Origin of the sequence: Bacillus cereus group sp. BfR-BA-01380 (assembly GCF_022663535.1) — a bacterium.
In the GTDB taxonomy this organism is placed as follows: domain Bacteria; phylum Bacillota; class Bacilli; order Bacillales; family Bacillaceae_G; genus Bacillus_A; species Bacillus_A cereus_BB.
In genome coordinates this window covers 192,078-210,429 of the sequence record NZ_JAKUFS010000002.1, presented here as the reverse complement: position 1 = coordinate 210,429, position 18,352 = coordinate 192,078, and the positions used below count along the sequence as shown (strand labels likewise).

Sequence of the window (18,352 nt, the reverse complement as noted above, 5' to 3'; positions counted from 1 at the left end):
GAATACTCCTAGTTTACTTAAAAGTTGAATTTTTTGGCGAAAGTGTAAAAAACATCTTAGCAAAACTGTCAATTTTATTTTAGCGTTTACAGCTCATTTTATTGGCTCCTGAAGATACCTGTTCTAATTATCCAGGAAGTCCTTTATCAGATACCTCTATCTGTTAAATTATTAATACTTTTATCCTACACATACGATTGTTATGACTATCAGCTTATAAGCGAATTTATTGAGCATAGATTTTCCTAGCCCATCAACTTACACATCGCTTTCATCCTTGCTTTACTGGCTCCTAAAGGTGCAGGCATTAATTATCAAGGAAATCCTCTATCAGATACTTATACTTGATGAACTGCTGTAAAGATTTTAATCATCTATCAATTTCTATTAAATTCAGTAGCTTTAGGCTTTATTCAACACTTTTAAAACTCTATGCCATTCTTATTCACAGTCCTTTAAAACTCCTTTTTCTGGTGTGTTATCGTTGCTTTTGAATGTAGTTCTTTTGAAGAATGTATTTGTAGCATATATTAACTGCTAAAAAAATAATGAACCAGCCTACTTAAATTTCAGCTGATTCATTTCATTTTTCACTACATTATTAATATTATGACTCTAGTTATTATACAACTAATTGTTACTTCACATTAATCAATTAATACTTTTATAATATGCAGTTAATTTTATATTTATTATTAAGCGAGTTTTAAATCTTCTATTATAATTTTATTCATACTTTTCGGGATTACTTGCTCTATATTCTTTGAAAACAGCTTCGCATTTTATTGGATATTTTACATCTGGATAATACTTATTAAATTCCTGTTTTGCTAAAACTACATTATTCTTAAATTCACTATAATCATTTAATACTATTCTAGTTTTACTCTGTAAATCTAAAACGCCTTTAATCTTATATTCTTCATCTATTTTTATCAGAAGTTGAATTATCTTATCTACTATTTCTATTGAATTGGGTTTAGCAAATCTAATATATATTCTTAATTGATTTCTAACTTCATCAAGTTTTTCTTCCCCATATAGACCTTTGTGTACCTCATATGGATTTTCAAGTAATACTTCAATTACACCTTGTTCAAGATTGAAATCAATATTTACATAACCACATTTACTATCTTCATCAATTAGATTACCACCTAATTGAATTAACTTTTTTTTAATATCATTCTTAGAAACACTATCCTCTAATCTTACTGCTATTCTGTAAGCTTCGAATCCCATAATTAATCCCCCCAAAATTGTTCTTCATTAATATATTTTTTCCAATCAACATATGACCAGTCTGGCATTCCTGTTGGTCTATTGTCTTTCTTTATTTTTATTTCAATCAGAATTCCAGTTTCTTTACTTGCAACATATCTATGATGTCCTTCAATTATAAATTTTCCTTTTCCTTCAATATCTACAACTTCTATTGGTTCTATCTTTTCTCCTGCCTTAAGTTTTTCAATATAATAATCTACTTTTTCTCTATTAACCATATCTTGAGTAGGTTTAATTGCATTATGCTTTGTTCCTACGATTTCTTCAGCTTGTGTAGCCCCTTCACCTCCAACCCAATTCTTCACTTTTTCGCCCGTATCCTTCATAAACTGATATACATCTTTCAGCGACCCTGCATCTCTTACAGACCCACCACCTGGAATTGCATACTCTTTTCCCGTCCCTGGAATCCACTTATACTCCATAAGGGTTTTAATCGCAGCTTGTACTTTCTTGTCTGCTTCTAGGAATATTGTTTTTACGACTGTTTTTCCCTTATGTAGTGCGTCTCCTAGTTTTTGGACAAAGGATTTTGCTTTTAAAGCAATCATTGTGACGCCTTCTGTAATTGGCTTGGTTGCCTTGATAACAGCTCTACCAATTGGTAACCGTCTATCAAAACTTTTAGAAGCATTAGAAGTAACTCCAGAACAACTATTGGGTAGCTAAAATTTACAATTAGAATTAGAAAAAAGTTATTCAAAACATCGGAAGAACAAGGAAACGTTTTAGCTAGATATGATATAACAGTACAAAACCTTGAAGAAAACCAGTAACTTATGCAAATGAATTGAGCAATACTATTATTCGCTATACGAAAAATTCATTAACACCTATGAATATTATTACCAATCCTCAATACTAATCACACAATAAATAATCCGTAATGACTAAATAATGTCCGTCACGGATTACTTCATAGTAAATATTTAAGTACATATTTGCATTCATCCCATTACAACAGCCGTTTCCTAATTGAACGAGCCTCCACCATCTTAAACTCCCATAAGCATACCCCACAGGGAATTTTCACCCTATGGGGTACACTTCTGCTAGTTTACTAAAGAGGGATTTCTCTTTTCAATAAGACTACATTTTCAAACTGAAATCATTTAACCTAAAAATTATTTTCTCCCTATCCAATTAATCAAGCATTTTTATTTCACATCACTAGATATCTCAATATCTTTGCACCATATTTCTACTTCCATAGGGGGCATTAGTATTTTACATAAATAAAGTTCCCTCTTCTCTTTTTCAATTTCTTCCACTTTTATATCTTGAAGAAAATACGGTATTTGTTCTTGCTTTAAAGTTCTATATGGCTTTTCCTTTTCATAATCTAACCAATGAAGAAATTCAGATTTATAGCAACAAAGAAATCTATAAGTTACTATTTCCTCTCCATCATCATATGCTAGAATAACTACATCACTAAAATTATCACTATACAATTTCAATACCCGAGCATCCCAATAATATAATTTATCTATCTTTTCTTGTAGTTGTTGAGCATTCATTTCTTTCCTTCTCCTCATTTCTTATATGGAATATGTGCATCTGGGCTCTTTCTATCAACAATATTTCCATTGATATCTAAGGCATTCCCATTTTTATCATATATATGGACATGATCATATTTTGTAACTTTATCTGGTGGATCTATTCTCATTCTAATAACGCCATTTTCATCTCTTATATGTGCAAACCCATTATTATCACTAACTTTCCAATTATCGGGTATGGAATCAATAATTTCCTGCCTTTTCATATTAGGGATATCACTATTTTTTATTACCTTGGATAATTTAGCCTCACTGGCTCCCTTACCACCACTACCAACAATCTTCTCCCCAGTCTCTTTCATAAACTGATACACGTCTTTCAGCGACCCTGCATCTCTTACAGACCCACAACCTGGAATTGCATAAGCTTTTCCCGTCCCTGGAATCCACTTATACTCCATAAGAGTTTTAATCGCTGCTTGTACCTTCTTGTCTGCTTCTAAGAATGTCGTTTTTACGACTGTTTTTCCTTTATGCAGTGCATCCCCCAGTTTTTGGACAAAGGATTTTGCTTTTGAGGCGATCATTGTGACGCCTTCTGCAATTGGCTTAGTTGCCTTGATAACAGCTTTTCCGACGAATTTTCCTGCAAATTTGATTCCTTTTCCTAATAGGCCTACGACTTTCCCAACTGGTATAAAGTTTATTGCTGTCCAGCCCGCGGCAATCCACCGGTCTTTCGTTGAAAGTGTCTTACCTGTTTCAGGATCCTTTCCGGTAATTGCGCGTATTGCATCGTTAATACCTAGAAACTCTTTTGTTTCAGTCCATGCCTTGTCTAGCCATGACTTTTCTTTTTCTTTTTCTTTTTTATGAGGTTCTTGTAGTTTTTCTTTCTTTTGTTCCCCTTTGTGCTCTTCATCCGCTTGGCGGAACTTCTGTGCGATTTGCAATGTGCCTTTTCGATTCTATGCTAAAACATAAAAAAGCACTTTTTCCTTTAGTTGAACTGGACCACTGATGTGAGACAGGAATAAAACACCTATACTCAACCGGGGACAGATAGTTTAATTTTTTAAACGGTTGCATGTGATTATAATAATGCATGAAATCATTCACTTTTTCTAGTACAATAGAGTTTGTAAGGCGTACCCTTTTTGGGGTATAGAATTCTTCCGACTTTATGGTGGAGTGGAAGGATTCAATGACGGCATTATCGAAGCAGTTTCCTTTCCTGGACATGCTTGTGATAATGCCTTTTTCTTCAGCTAAATTCTGAAAGGCATAGGAAGTATAGACGGATCCCTGATCACTATGAAGTGTGACTCCTTTTACTTCTCGGTTCTCGCAAGCAGCTTGTAAAGTCTCTAGCACAAGAGATACATCCTGACTCTCTTTCACACGATAAGCGATGATTTCGTTATTATACAGGTCCATAATTGTTGATAAATACATCATAGATTCTCCAAAAGGTAAGTAGGTAATATCCGTTACCCACTTTTGATTCGGTCTGTCCGCTTGAAAATTTTGTTCTAAACGATTAGGTACCACTTTCTGACTTTCTCCTAATATCTTCACTTTTCGTTTTGGTTTTACTCTACACCGAAGGTTGTATTTTTGATAATTCTTTGTACTGTCTTTCGGTTAACGTGTATTGCTAATTTTGTTCGTAATAACCCCGTAACGGTGCGGTGTCCAATTCAAAATTTGTAAGTTATACAAAAATTTTTAATTTACTTTTCTAAAGGAGATAAGTCCCATGACTTTTTTCCAGCGATAATAAGTAGCACGGGAGATCCCTATGCATTCACAGATAAGACCAATGGGATAACGATTTTTCATTTCCTCTACGAGTGTAATGATGAATTCTGGGATCATCTCCTTTCGATTTCCTGATACTTTTTTAATATTTCTACTTTCATCTTAAGATAAGCATTTGTTCGTTTTAACTCTTCCACTTCCGTTAAATCTGCAGAGTCTTTCCCATAACTATACTGTTTGCCAATTGGTTGTGCGAATCGATGTTCTTCCCCATTTCGAAACCATTTCATCCATCTTTTAATCTGCGACACATCACGAATACCAAACTTCTCCATAATTTCACGATTGGTTAACTTTCCCTCCAACTTCAATTCAATCACTTGTCTCTTCACAGATTCTGGATAATAATTTTTCTTTTTCCCCATAGAAAAAACACCTCCAATTTGTCGTTTACATTTACATACAACAGTGGAGGTGCTTTATCCTTGTCTCATTTTACTGGGTCATTACACATACGACAGTGGGGGTGCTTTATCCTTGTCTCACTTTACTGAGTCATTACATCCATCCAAAGGAGCGTTATTTGTCCAATGAAAGACTATCACATCAAAAAGAAATCTACAACAGTTTAGTCGAATGGAATTTACCATTTTATTTCTCAAAGCCTGTCATCCGTCACTTTACTCACTTCATAGATGGAATGTTAAGTGTAGGTCTTACAAGAAAATTGACTGAAATCCACTCGTTTAGCCATCATCCAAAACATCGCTAAGTGTGAACCTGTATTTTTCCTACTTGATGATACCATTTGCGAAAAGACAAAGCCTTCGTCACAGGCAAATCTCCCCACCGAATCATGTGGGTATCATTTTTCGCATACAAATGGCAAAACTGTTTGGGGACATTAAGTCGTACAACTAATGATGAAAACGAAGGAACAAGCTTATCCGTATGAGTTTCAATTGTTTCATAAAGAAAAAACGGAAAGTAAAATTAAGCTTTCCATGGACATGATCAAACGTGTGCCGTCCTTTCAACAACCCGTTTACTTACTATGTGACAGTTGGTATACCTCACACTCCATCATCGAAACAGCATTATCACAAGGCATTCATGTGATTGGTGCGTTGAAAACCAACCGCATTCTCTATCCAAAAGGAATTCGGATTCAAGCAAAAGAATTCGCCAAATACATTCAAGAAGAAGAGACCGATTTAGTGACAGTCGGTAACGAATCGTATCGAGTCTATCGTTACGAAGGTGCGTTAAATGATATAGATGATGGTGTCGTTTTAGTGTGTTGGAACCAAGAACACACAATGGAGCCCAAGTACATGCGTTGTTTTCTAAGCACGGATTCAGAACTGGCAACGGAACAAATTCTAGCGTATTACAGTCATCGCTGGAGCATTGCAAGTAAAAAGCGTGGTTGATTTCAATGGCTACCAAGTTCGAAATCAGCGAGCCATCAAACGATTTTGGATCATGGTTCAGTTCACTTACATTTTTGCCATGTACCTTAGAAAGACTGCATTCAACATAGCAATTCAAGACATGAGGAAACAAAAAATGGGTAGTATCATTGAGTTTGTTTATTATGAAACCACAATTGGGACGTCACTTGATCAAATCAAAAACGAGCTTTAAGTGGCATAGGGTTCCCTTTATTTCTATTTATTTGGTAAAATTTGTATCTTAAAATACTCATTTAAAGTTATCTACTAAAAAAATGAACCAGCCTACTTAAATTTCAGCTGATTCATTTCATCCTTTCACTGCATTATTAATATTATGCATCAAAATACTGTACATAATTTATTAGTTAATATATCCTATTTAAGTTCTTTAATTTATGCAGTTAAATACTATATTTTATTGCAGTGAATATTCAAGTATATTTAAAATTCTTTAACCATTATAGCTTCATGCTTATATTCATCTAAATCAGCTTTTAACCATGAACTTTCATTTTCTCTAACTACATGAAATCTCATAGTAACATACCCCTCACTAAAACTAAGTATTATACAGAACTTGTATTGTGGATATTCTGTTTTTAATTTGTATTTCCATGTATCCATAATAATTTCAGCTAATTGTAGAACTACAATTTCATCAGAATAATCAATATAATCATTTATTCTTATTTCATTGCAACTAGCCTCATATCCTGTTCTATCCCTAAACATAGAAAGTATTCTTTTGAAATTTACATTTTCCACATTAATTTCATTATTCATATCAATTATAATACAATCATGTACCTCTTTAAAGTTTGGAATCATTATTTTAGCCAGATTATCTGTATTTATTTTAATTACTTCTTCTTTTTTAATTTTTGTTTTTTTCAATAGCTCTATCATATTTTTATTAGTTCTTATCAACATAATTCACCGGTTTTCTGATTATAAAATTGCTTTTCTTCAATATCAAGATACCATTTTGTATTATTAGGCTCATGGTAATGAATTTGACCAGGTCTTTCTCCCGGAGCAGGATTTTCAACATCAATTCTTTCAGTCTTACCATTCTGCCAAGTTGTTTTACTTTCAAATCGTGTACCATTTTTCCAACATCTGCCGCCCCCTCACCTCCAATCCAATTCTTCACTTTTTCGCCCGTATCCTTCATAAACTGATACACGTCTTTCAGTGACCCTGCATCTCTTACAGACCCACCACCTGGAATTGCATAAGCTTTTCCCGTCCCTGGAATCCACTTATACTCTATAATAGTTTTAATCGCAGCTTGTACCTTCTTGTTTGCTTCTAGGAATGTCGTTTTTACGACTGTTTTTCCTTTATGTGGTGCATCCCCCAGTTTTTGGACAAAGGATTTTTCTTTTTCTTTCTTATGAGGTCCCTGTGGTTTTTCTTTCTTTTGTTCTCCTTTGTACTCTTCATCTGCTTGGCGGAACTTCTGTGCGATTTGCAATGTGCTTTTTCGATTCTATGCTAAAACATAAAAAAGCACTCGTTACCTTTAATAGACAATCAAGTGCTTTAAGTTTATATGTTTTTAAGTAGCATAAATTTGTAAGATTTATAGTAACAGTATGACACCTTTTACATATCATGACAACTACTGCGTTAAAACTTACGGGTTTGTACGAGTTCGTTAATTTAATATACATTCCATGTGTTTATATTTGGCGCCCAATAAAATGTCATCTCACCTAAGCTCGTACTTCTTTTTCTATTCTAACATTGCACAAGGTACTCCATGATGGTACAACCATCATAGAGTATGTACTTTTTAACAACTTATTATTTTTCTTTCCACTTCAAAAATACATTCTTTTTCTTCACTTTTCTTATAAGTCTATATATTTCACTTTAACATGGAACGTTAAGTCTTGTTATATTACTTATAAAGTTATTGTAACCACTTTTATTGTGTTATCTCTATAGCAAATACTATTAAATAAAAAATCGCTTTTTATTCTTTTCCATCCATCTTCTGCTTTAAATATTCAGCAATTTCTGTTTGCCCTCTTTCAATAGCAAATTCATAAGCTCCCATATCTTTCATAGTATCCCCTGTATACTTAACAGTAATATCAATACCATTCTGAACAAGATACTTTACAATATCAAGGTGCCCACCATAAATCGCTGAGAATAGAGGATTTTTATTTGGGTCACTAGCATCTAATATTGCACCATTATCAATCCGCTTTTCGTCTTCGCTCCGCACAGCCGTTTTCCCATCTTTTCACCGCCTAACCTCATATCACGGGGTATCATTTCCCGACCGTGGGACAGCATCTTGCCTCCAAGCTGTTTATCTATCCGTTTTTACTACATTTTCAATATTCTTATTCATCCATTAAGCATGATTCTTCTAACAGTTTCCTCCTACTCTCTGCCTTTGTTTCTGATGTAATTGAAATGCTTCAAACTGATCTGTCTTAGCGATAAACGTCACTATCCGTGTTAGCTCTGCTTTCATTTGGCTTTCTTGAAGTAGCAATTCCCATAAGAATTCTTCATGTTTCGTCATTGCGTTACTTCCCCCTGCGACTATCGTATTTGGTTGCTCCAGCCGCTCCTCTGCATCCTAAATCATTTTCGCCGCTGCTGCCTTTGCATCTTCAAGTTCTTGCTTCTGCCGTATTAGAATTGTCTGGTTATACTGCACAAGCTGCCTGCAATCTGACACTTCTCAGTCTAACCTGTCTATGAGTTCTAGTGCTTGTTGGCGTGGCAGTCCATCCTTCTGCTCTGCTACCGAACCCAAGTGCTCCGCTCGGTTCAACAACTGCTGAACCTCTTCTCTAACCTGAAAATCTGTACGTCCTGATTGCTGTAACACTGCCGCCTGTTCACGTAATTCCCTTGCTCGCTGACAGTAACTAAGAATTTCATAAGCTGCTCGTATGTTGGACGGGCTTAGGCAATAGAGCGTACCTCCTTTTCTGCTTCCTGTGCTGGCTGCTGTTCCTTCAACTCTTCTGACGCTATCTGTTCCCGTTTGGCCATTCGTTTCGTCCTCCTTTGATTTTGGGCATGCAAAAAAAGCTCATTCCTACTCATAATTCAAGTAGGAATGAGCTTTTGAAAGTATATCGTTTATCAAGTGTTTGAATTATTTAGTGTTTGGCTTGTTGGTTGTATTGTACGATCTTGTTGTTGGGAAAGTAAATGGTCTTACATAAAATTCTTAACAAATCCTATTTAACTTGTTTCTTGCGCAAGGAATCTAATAAATTGTCATTTCGCTGATGAAGGTATTATCCTCTCCTCTGCTCCATTAACCACTTTTGGATATCATCTCCGTCCAACCTTATTGACTTCTCTTCAGTTCCAACAAAAATATGATTGGCAGACACTTGATCAATCCCCTTTATTTCTTCAAAACTAGCTCCATAGAGAAGCGCCCCGTCAAGTAGAGCGTTTGTTAAATCAACATTAGAGAACTTTGCGTAGCTTAGATTTGCTCTTCGAAATGATGCTCGCCTCAAGTCAGATCCAGATATGTTAGCAAAGCTAAGATCTGTATCTTCAAAAGACGATTTTATACCTACACAATTTGTTATATTTGAGTGTTTTAGGGATGCGTAATCAAATACTGTTTTACTCAGTATACATTCCGAGAAATTCACTTCTTCGAATGATGTACTTAAAAAATAGCAATCACTCATATCATTATTCGTCAAAAACGAATTGTTCATATTTGACTCTACAATCTCTGAACAACTCAGATTCATCCCTGCAAGATTTAGTTGTTTTAATTCTTCCTTCACAATTTCCAATTTCTCTCCAATATTACCATCTGACTCTGCCCATTTATGATGTTGTAAAAACATACTATCCTCCATATAATACTTCCTTTCGCATATTTTATGGCCACCAAAGCAATTTATCACTTAAACCGAATTCTTTTACTGCTTCGCGTACTTCGTCTATATGTTCTGGGAACATTTTTGATGAATCGATGATAACATTTTCACCTTTTGAAAGGGATTCTTCTATATCAGCAATTGCCTTTTCCAGTGTATAACCCTTTGGTGCAAATTTTGAATACCATCCTTTAACGTCCCACTTTACACCTGTTGCATCAATAAATTCTGCACCTGCTGGATTAGTATCTCTAACTATAGGACCAGGTAAGTCCCCTCTCGCCTCTAACTCTAAGCCTGCTAGTCTCTCAATTTTTGACTTCTCGTTTATTTTAAAGTTTTTTGCTGGATCTTTTGCCAAACTCTCGTACTCTTCTGGAGACCTAGCGAAGTATCTTCCCTTATCCCCATACTTGTCTATCAATTCTTTATAGTAATCCGGCGCAGTTTCTCTAATTTTGTCTAAGTCAGCTTTTGGCGTCCCCTTACCTCCAATCCAATTCTTCACTTTTTCGCCCGTATCCTTCATAAACTGATACGCGTCTTTCAGCGACCCTGCATCTCTTACAGACCCACCACCTGGAATTGCATACGCTTTTCCTGTGCCTGGGATCCACTTATACTCCATAAGAGTTTTAATCGCAGCTTGTACTTTCTTGTCTGCTTCTAAGAATGCTGTTTTTACAACTGTTTTCCCTCTATGCAGTGCGTCCCCCAGTTTTTGGACAAAGGATTTTGCTTTTGAGGTAATCATTGTGACGCCTTCTGCAATTGGCTTAGTTGCCTTGATAACAGCTTTTCCGACGAATTTCCCTGCAAATTTGATTCCTTTTCCTAATAGGCCTACGACTTTCCCAACTGGTATAAAGTTTATTGCTGTCCAGCCCGCGGCAATCCACCGGTCTTTCGTTGAAAGTGTCTTACCTGTTTCAGGATCCTTTCCGGTAATTGCGCGTATTGCATCGTTAATACCTAGGAACTCTTTTGTTTCAGTCCATGCCTTGTCTAGCCATGACTTTTCTTTTTCTTTTTTATGAGGTTCTTGTAGTTTTTCTTTCTTTTGTTCCCCTTTGTGCTCTTCATCCGCTTGGCGGAACTTCTGTGCGATTTGCCGTAATTTATTTTCTGTTCCCTGTAAGTTATGTATATAATTTTCCATTAACTTTGTTGATCGAACATATTCTCCGTAGAAGTGTTGACTTGTCGCTCCTTGCCAAACCGTTTGGATACTGTACATGGATTGATTTAGATGTTGCTGTAGTTCTTGGCTGCGTCTTTGCATATCTGAGATTCGCTTTGCAACTTGTTCAAGCTGCTCAGGCGTAACTTTAATCTCCAAAATTTCCACCGCCTTCCTTTATTCTATAACAAAATGTAAAGGAAACCTACCTGCTTCTTACTCCCCTTTTCGGTACAAATCAAAAATGGAACCATCACAAATCGCTTCTATTTCTTCTTTCACAAACAACTTTTGAAACATAGTTCCTGGGTTTAGCATAATATTCGCTTCTAAATCTACTAGTTTTAACAACTCCACCGCATTCATACAAACATAAGGGCACTCTTCCGGTATTACTAATTCTAAATGTTTTAAATCCGAATAAATTGGTAAAAGGAGCCCGTCTTCCATTTCAAAGTAATGCAGCTGAAGCTTTGTATGATCAGTCGAAAGCATATTTCCTTCTTCATCTGTCTTTGTATCTCCTTCTACAGAAGCAATAACATATAAATCAGACTTTTGCAGTACATCATAAAAATGCCCTCTTTTCTTCTCATACTGCATTGCTCCTACTAATGCTTCATCTAATGGACATACACCTGATATATTCATATATAATCGCTCCGTTTCTTTTATATAAATTCACCACCTTATCTAAATAAGGTGGTGAATTTATCATTATTGGTTTTTGTCTCTTTCTTTAATTTCGTTTAACTTTTGTAATGCTTCTGCTCTAGTTGTTTCAGGAATAAATTCATAATCTGTGCGTGTTAAAAATTCATAGCATTTATATGCAGTATTTAAATCATTTGCCTCTTTTCCTTTTTGAAGCATATCATCAGTTACTGTTTTCATAAAGCCAGTAGATACTGGGTTATTATATCCAAGTTTCATTGACTCATTTGTCAATGCGATTGCTGTTGCTAAATCTTCAATGCTAGTATTAGAACCTTCTTTTTTCTTGCTCTTTGCAGCATCAAACGTACCTAAATATTGAATTGGTTTTTTCAAGTCATGGACGCCTAGTTCTTTCACACCTGGAGTTGCATATAAAAATTGATATGTCTTCAATGCTTGTCCATAGTCTTCATTTTCAAGTTGTTGTGCTTGTGCTACTAAATCATTAACTACGTTTGTAAATCCAGTTTTTTCGACAACACCGCGAGCAGCCGCTTGTCCATAGTAATGCAGCGCGTTATATAGACGATTCGTATCATCTTTGTTTGCTTCAGTACTTGCAACGTTTAATAACTGAATTCCTTCCATTTTTCTTGACGCCTTATCAATAAATACACCTACCCCTTGGATTTGACCGATAGTTGAATCAATATCTGTTAATTGCGCCAATAATGTATAAGATGGAAGTACTTTCTCTTTCGCATTATCTTGCCAACGTTCTTTTCCGTTAATTTCATCCCAAGCTGCCTCTGTTTCATTCCATAAGCTTGTTGCATAAGTGTTCAATTCGTCCCTAGCTCTTCTTTCAAGTGGATGTTTTACACGAATTGAGTTTGCCATATAAAGTACAGCATTATAGTGATTTCCAACACTCATCGCTTTACTTGCATTCGCTTCAAATATTAGCGGCATTAACCATGTATTTCTCATTTCATCTTGAACCGCTTTTTCAACACGATTCACTTGAATTAATAAATTTGCTTTCTGCAATGCGTTTTCAACTGGTGTATTGGAATCCTTTACCTGTCCTACAAGTCCTTCGACAGCTTGAGTAAAGTACTGAATAAGCTGGCTTTGTTTTTCTCCTTTTGCTTGGTCAATCCATTGATCTGCGAGGAGTAAAGCCTGTTCGTAATTTGGACTTTGCGAGTGCAAATAGTCTTCTACTTGCTTAATGACTTCATCGATAGAATCTTGTTTTTCAGATTCTTTCGTTCCTTTCATTTTCTCTTCCTGTTTCTTTTCTTCATTTGAATCTTGCTTTGTTACTTGCCCATCATTCGTTGTAACTGATTGACCAGGAACTGGGATAGGTTGAATTTTCATAGTTTTTAATTTATCGTCTACTATTTTATTAAAAATAGATTTAACACGTTCATTTGCTCGTTCTATCAATTTATCATCTATATCCGCTAAAACAGATGTTACTAAATAATATTTACTTAAAGCCTTTCCTAATTCTTCTGTCTTATTCGGATCGTCCATCCACGCCTTTTCCTCGTGTAGCGCAGCCCGGTATACTTGCTCAGCTAGTGAGTTAATAAATTGTTTCTTTTCTTTCGTTAAAAATTTTTGTAATTCTTGCTCTTTCATATTCGCATCACTTAATGAATTTAATGCATTTCGTTGATTTCGAATATAAAACAATCGCTCATTATCCGAAAAGTCCATTTGTAAAATTTGTCCTAAGTTATTCTGTGTTAATTTATAATTTGCTTTCCCAGTGGCACCTGGATTTGCAGTTGTTTGAGATACAAGCGTTAAGTCTTCTTGAGGAGCTGAGTAATTATCCACCATGTTATTTAACGTATCAGGATTTAGTTGCTTAGTGGAAGATTGACCAAAGAGGTCACTAGAAAACTGATTAAAGAATACAGTACTATATTTCTGATTATTTTCATACCACGTAACTAGAATGTCACCTGTGTTAGGTGAAATACTGATTATAGGGCGATCTGGAACTGGCTTTGGCTTTGGATCTTCTGGTTTTGGCTTTGGATCTTCTGGTTTTGGTTTTGGATCTTCTGGTTTTGGCTTTGGATCTTCTGGTTTTGGCTTTGGATCTGGATCTGGTATCGGCTTTGGATCTGGCACTGATGGTTTTGGATCTACCACAGGTGTTGGTACATTTGTATTTGGTACATTCTGAGGTGGCGGTGCTGTTCTATCATCCAACTTGATTACTGGTTCCTTCTTATCAACCTGCGCTTCATTTGAATTATATGTTACAGGTGTAATTGGCGACTTTGTGTTACCAAGTAAATCAGATAAATTTATCTTCCCCGGTTCGTTCGTTTTTGCATCTTGTGGTTTATTTGGGTCCGCTAATACATTTGGAAACATAGACTGCAGATTGTTATTTCCTGTAATACGATCATCTTTTTTCTCTGTTTCGCTTGCTAGTTTAACTGCACTTTTCTCTGTTCGCTTGAATCCCTTATCATACACGATGTATCCCGAAGAACCTAATAATGCAGCTGCCATAGCGGATATCGCGACTGTTTTCCCCACTTTTTTATCCATATTGTTATCCCCATTCCCTATTTATTGAATCCAACCGTTTGTTTTTAATTCTGCAAGCTTTTGCTGTGCTATTTGAGCTTCTTCTTTATTTTCATTCGCTTGTACAGTTTTCTTTAAGAAACGGCTTGCTTCCTCATATTTTTTTTGCTTAATTTTGAACATACCATATACAAAGTTAACGTGCGGATCTTCATCGTTTTTCGTCAACGCTTCTGCAAAGAAACGATCAGCTTCGTTTGCTTGCCCTGCTTTATCATATAAAACCCCCATGTTAACAAGTGCATTTGTATCTCGCATACCGAGATTTAAAAGTTGACCATACGCATTTAAAGATTGCTTATATGCCTCTGTACTTTTTCCCCCATCACGCGTTTCATAAAATTGGCCACATTCATAATATACTGTTCCTAATTGATTTAGCAGTTGTACATTTTGTTTATCTTGTTCAATTGCTTTTTGCAAGTAGAGAGCAGCTGCCTGATAGTTTTGTTCTTTTTTAGAACTGTCGATTAAATTTGTCTTATTCCATAGTACATATAAATTAGACAGTTCGATCACATATGTTGCATTGTGAGAATCTAACTGAATCGCTTGTTTGAAAAAGTTTTCTGCTTTGTCTAACTGTACTGTTACCGTTGCTAATTGTCCTTTTAAATATGCAATAGTTCCTTTATCTTGCTGCGTATTTGTTTCCATCTTTAAGATGACATCTTCCGCTTTTTCAAACTCTTTCATTTTCATATGACTTACCGCTAAGTCACGCATAGCATCTTTCTTATATCCACCTAAGCCTTTTCCATCTTCGCTAAGCGCCTTTTCATAATTTGGAACAGCTTCTTTGTAGTTTCCTATATTGAAGTTTGCAGATGCCAATACATACATAGCCTCTTTGTTTCTATCGTCAATTTCACGCTCTTTTATTAACTTGGTAAGATAATCAATAGCAATCTTATTTTTCCCTTCGGCAATGTAAATCTTCGCAAGTTGTAAATACGCTTCTTCTTTCCCTTTTACTTCAATTGCCTTTTCTACATTTTCCTTTGCAATTTGATACTTATGCGCATCATAAGCCTTGCGTCCTTCTATCATAAAACTTTGATATGTTGCGTTTGTTTTATAAAAATAATAAGAAATGGTTCCAGCACCTAAAACGAATATAGTAGATCCGATAATAAGGACTCGTTTTTTATTCTCTTTCCACCATTTCGCAAACGCTGACGGCTCTTCCTGTTCGTGTGTCGCCAATGTTAACGGTTGATTAGAAGCCTTTGCATTTAAAATCTCATCATCGATATCGTACTCAACTTGTTTTGTTTTTTGCTTTCGGTTATTTAGTACATTGTTTGGAATTGCGGAAATGGAAGCAGCTACTTCTTGACTAGAGCCACTTTCTTGTTGTTGTTCTTCAAGCTCTTGAATAATGCTTTCCAGTTCACTTTTCAAAGCTTGATCAACGTTTGGAAATTGTATGATTCGTTTGTAAACGAAACAAGCAAAACTTGTATTATTTTCTCTCTCCAGTTCAGTAGCTAATTCCAAATAACATTGCAGCACCGCTTTTTCATCAATATGTAATTGTGCTGTCTCAATCGTTTTTATAATGACTGCTAGTTCTTGTTTTAAAGCATTTGATGTATGTGGCGAATTAAGAATTTCCTTATATTCATATAAGGCAGCTTGCTTATATCCTTTTTCCTCTAACAATCTCGCAATTTCCAAACATTTCGATACGAAAAAAGTATTCGATATCTCTTTATTTTTTTCCTCATCGATTTTGATGATGTCTCTTATGCCTTCGAATGCTTCATACCACTCAGCAAAACTCGGACATTCCATAAATGTATTACTATTCCAAGTTCGCTCCAGTAAGTCCACAACTTTTTCTGTCCAGTTGCTCTGCAAAGAATGTTGCAAAGTGCGATATCGTTCGCACGCTGTTTGTATTTCCTCTGTTTTGAAATAACTAGCATCGGTCCATTTTTGCTCTCGAACTTTTGGATCATACCAACTTAAAATTTCTGCTAACAAAATAGCTCCCGCAAAGCGATCTGCTTCTGGTTGCCATATCCCGCCCTTTAAAAACGTTGGAGCATATCCAGCTGAACCCGCAGGTAATAGAGATGGTTTTTTACTCTTTGGACTATACATTTGTTCAATATCAACTAATTCTATCGTGTGCTGTCCAACAATTTGATTCTCGCTTAAATACGGAATTAAAATATTACTAGACGACAAGTCATTATGAGCAATTTGTTGCTCTTCCATCGTTTTTAATGTCGTTACAAATGCTTCTGCAATAACAAAACATTGTTGTTTAGATAAAGACTTTTGTTCTTGTAAAATATCTGCCCATGTCGGCCCTTCAATCCATGGCATAACAATGCTGTTTACAAGTTCTTCTGATTTTTCAATCGCACCTGGATGCTCCTCTTTCGTAACAATATAACGTGAAGAAACTTTAAAACCTAATATACTTGAAAGCGGCTGTAAAAATTGCAGTTGATGCTTTTCTTCTCGATACCGTTCTTTAAAAACTTTTAAAGCGATCCGTTCACTATTATTTTCATTCTTTAATTGATAAACAATCCCTTGCCTACCTTCTTGTCCGTAAGGCATATCAAGCCCAAACACCGCTGGATGTCTTGTAAAAGCATACTCAGCTTTATTTAATATAATTTTCTCGGCTACTTCTGGTCGAAATCCCATTTTATCCCCTTACTCTCATATCACGAATTATTTAAAAAAAGACCAGGAACAACTCCTGGTCTTTTGTAATTGTTCCGTATTAATATGTATTATCAACTGAACGGAATTTTTCAGCAATGCGTTTTAACTCTGTTGAAATATTTTCTAAAATAGGAATATATTGTTGCATCGCTTGCTTAGATTGAGTAAATTCATCTCTAAATTTTGCTTGCGTTGTACCAGCCCATTGGCCTTCTAGACTATTAATATCCCCTTCTAGTCTATTAATTTGCTGTTGTGCCTCTCCTGCCGCATTAGTAAAATTACCTGCGATTTGGTCAAGTTGTTCGGGAGTAACTTTAATTTCTGCCATTACTCATATCCCCTCTCTATTTTTCAAATAAGTTGAACAATTCCATTATAAACTATTTCACCTTATTTTTGGAAGATTTTCTTCGTAAAAATGACAAAAAATTTATTCATTTCCGAATTGTAGAGAAAAAACACGAAGAAACGACGACATTTTTTGCTGTTACCATTTAGAGATGGGGCATGAAATTATCACTACATTTTCTATTAAAGTTTTGAATTTCTAACTCTCTTCTTCTGATTAATGATACACTCTACCTGCACTAAATACACCACACAGCAGTAGCTCTTTGTAGGAAAATATTAAATTTCATAAGGTCCTCCTAATTTTTGATTTATACAAAACCAAAGTCTTACATTATCTCGAATGTTAGGCACAAAAAAGGACAAACCTCTGATGTAAAAAGTATTACATTACAAAGGTTTGTCCTTTTCTAAAAAATTCCAGTTATTTAAATTGTATTGCGTACATAAAAATTTTTTTACTATATTTTATCCACTTTATATATACTGGTCAATTTACATTTGACAAAATTAATATCATGAAGGGAAACTTTTTTTACGCAAACCATAATTAGATTTATTTTCTAATTTGTTATTTTAACACATGAATTGCGATAGATCGACTTTCCCATATAAAACAAGTTATATTATGCCTAAATAATAACATATAAGAACTATTAAGGTTACACATAAAACGCACACTAAACCTAACTTATGTTTAATGCTTAATTTATCTTTATGTTTAAATAAGAAATTTAAAATAACCATAGAATTAACTATATAAACAAATATTATAAAAATCATATATGTAGTCATAGGTCTAATTGCTAAATATAGTAACAATAATCTCACTCCAATTGTGTAAAGAATTTATTTTAATGAGGCATTAAAGAACGTATATACAATAAATGTTGCTTTGAATGTGAAAGTGTTGTTTTTATAAATAAATTCGACAAAATCATCCAAATTCCTTTTTCATATATG

General features: G+C 35.0%; 15 protein-coding genes and 3 pseudogenes. 1 reads left to right on the top strand and 17 read right to left on the bottom strand.

Features of this window, described 5'->3' with window-relative positions; translation table 11 throughout:
• Nucleotides 1-726: 726 nt before the first annotated feature.
• The 6 genes and pseudogenes from MR076_RS02880 to MR076_RS02855 all read right to left on the bottom strand — a co-directional run.
• On the bottom strand, nt 727-1,242 hold the full coding sequence (locus MR076_RS02880; protein WP_242217387.1) for a hypothetical protein: 516 nt from the start codon (nt 1,240-1,242) through the stop codon (nt 727-729).
• 2 nt (nt 1,243-1,244) lie between these two features.
• Nucleotides 1,245-1,835: a ParB N-terminal domain-containing protein gene (locus tag MR076_RS02875; RefSeq protein ID WP_242217385.1), complete on the bottom strand. Its 591-nt coding sequence runs from the start codon at nt 1,833-1,835 to the stop codon at nt 1,245-1,247.
• Between the two features lie 310 nt (nt 1,836-2,145).
• Nucleotides 2,146-2,304 (bottom strand): hypothetical protein, encoded by a 159-nt coding sequence (locus MR076_RS02870; RefSeq protein ID WP_242217382.1) that lies wholly within the window; start codon nt 2,302-2,304, stop codon nt 2,146-2,148.
• Nucleotides 2,305-2,441: 137 nt separating this feature from the next.
• Nucleotides 2,442-2,804 carry a hypothetical protein gene (locus MR076_RS02865; RefSeq protein ID WP_242217381.1) on the bottom strand — a complete coding sequence of 121 codons (363 nt, stop codon included), beginning with the start codon at nt 2,802-2,804 and terminating at the stop codon, nt 2,442-2,444.
• Between the two features lie 14 nt (nt 2,805-2,818).
• The gene (locus tag MR076_RS26710; protein ID WP_396021640.1) at nt 2,819-3,742 is read right to left on the bottom strand and encodes a pre-toxin TG domain-containing protein; all 924 of its coding nucleotides are present in this window, start codon (nt 3,740-3,742) and stop codon (nt 2,819-2,821) included.
• 88 nt (nt 3,743-3,830) lie between these two features.
• Nucleotides 3,831-4,975, bottom strand: a pseudogene (locus MR076_RS02855) (IS3 family transposase); the annotation flags it as partial.
• 158 nt (nt 4,976-5,133) lie between these two features.
• On the opposite strand from MR076_RS02855, the pseudogene MR076_RS02850 reads away from it, so the two are divergent.
• Nucleotides 5,134-6,197, top strand: a pseudogene (locus tag MR076_RS02850) (transposase).
• A 251-nt stretch (nt 6,198-6,448) separates the two neighbouring features.
• Here MR076_RS02850 and MR076_RS02845 read toward each other — a convergent pair.
• The 11 genes and pseudogenes from MR076_RS02845 to MR076_RS02795 all read right to left on the bottom strand — a co-directional run bounded on the left by MR076_RS02845 (nt 6,449) and on the right by MR076_RS02795 (nt 17,369).
• Nucleotides 6,449-6,901 carry a hypothetical protein gene (locus MR076_RS02845; protein ID WP_242217378.1) on the bottom strand — a complete coding sequence of 151 codons (453 nt, stop codon included), beginning with the start codon at nt 6,899-6,901 and terminating at the stop codon, nt 6,449-6,451.
• 19 nt (nt 6,902-6,920) lie between these two features.
• Nucleotides 6,921-7,484 (bottom strand): hypothetical protein, encoded by a 564-nt coding sequence (locus MR076_RS02840; RefSeq protein ID WP_242217376.1) that lies wholly within the window; start codon nt 7,482-7,484, stop codon nt 6,921-6,923.
• Nucleotides 7,450-7,677 carry a hypothetical protein gene (locus tag MR076_RS02835; protein ID WP_242217573.1) on the bottom strand — a complete coding sequence of 76 codons (228 nt, stop codon included), beginning with the start codon at nt 7,675-7,677 and terminating at the stop codon, nt 7,450-7,452. The genes MR076_RS02840 and MR076_RS02835 overlap by 35 nt, the downstream gene beginning before the upstream one ends.
• Nucleotides 7,678-7,988: 311 nt before the next feature.
• Nucleotides 7,989-8,231, bottom strand: a pseudogene (locus MR076_RS02830) (ankyrin repeat domain-containing protein); the annotation flags it as partial.
• Between the two features lie 162 nt (nt 8,232-8,393).
• Nucleotides 8,394-8,552, bottom strand: coding sequence for a hypothetical protein (locus MR076_RS02825; protein ID WP_242217374.1), 159 nt, complete (start codon nt 8,550-8,552; stop codon nt 8,394-8,396).
• Between the two features lie 730 nt (nt 8,553-9,282).
• Nucleotides 9,283-9,870, bottom strand: coding sequence for a pentapeptide repeat-containing protein (locus MR076_RS02820; RefSeq protein ID WP_242217372.1), 588 nt, complete (start codon nt 9,868-9,870; stop codon nt 9,283-9,285).
• 22 nt (nt 9,871-9,892) lie between these two features.
• Nucleotides 9,893-11,230, bottom strand: a complete 1,338-nt coding sequence (locus tag MR076_RS02815; RefSeq protein WP_242217370.1) for a WXG100 family type VII secretion target — start codon at nt 11,228-11,230, stop codon at nt 9,893-9,895.
• A 57-nt stretch (nt 11,231-11,287) separates the two neighbouring features.
• Entirely contained in the window at nt 11,288-11,722 is a 435-nt protein-coding gene (locus MR076_RS02810) for an SseB family protein (protein ID WP_242217369.1), read from the bottom strand.
• Nucleotides 11,723-11,788: 66 nt separating this feature from the next.
• Entirely contained in the window at nt 11,789-14,311 is a 2,523-nt protein-coding gene (locus MR076_RS02805) for a hypothetical protein (RefSeq protein ID WP_242217367.1), read from the bottom strand.
• 21 nt (nt 14,312-14,332) lie between these two features.
• Entirely contained in the window at nt 14,333-17,017 is a 2,685-nt protein-coding gene (locus MR076_RS02800; RefSeq protein ID WP_242217365.1) for a tetratricopeptide repeat protein, read from the bottom strand.
• Between the two features lie 79 nt (nt 17,018-17,096).
• Nucleotides 17,097-17,369, bottom strand: a complete 273-nt coding sequence (locus MR076_RS02795) for a WXG100 family type VII secretion target (protein ID WP_242217363.1) — start codon at nt 17,367-17,369, stop codon at nt 17,097-17,099.
• Nucleotides 17,370-18,352: the final 983 nt, after the last annotated feature.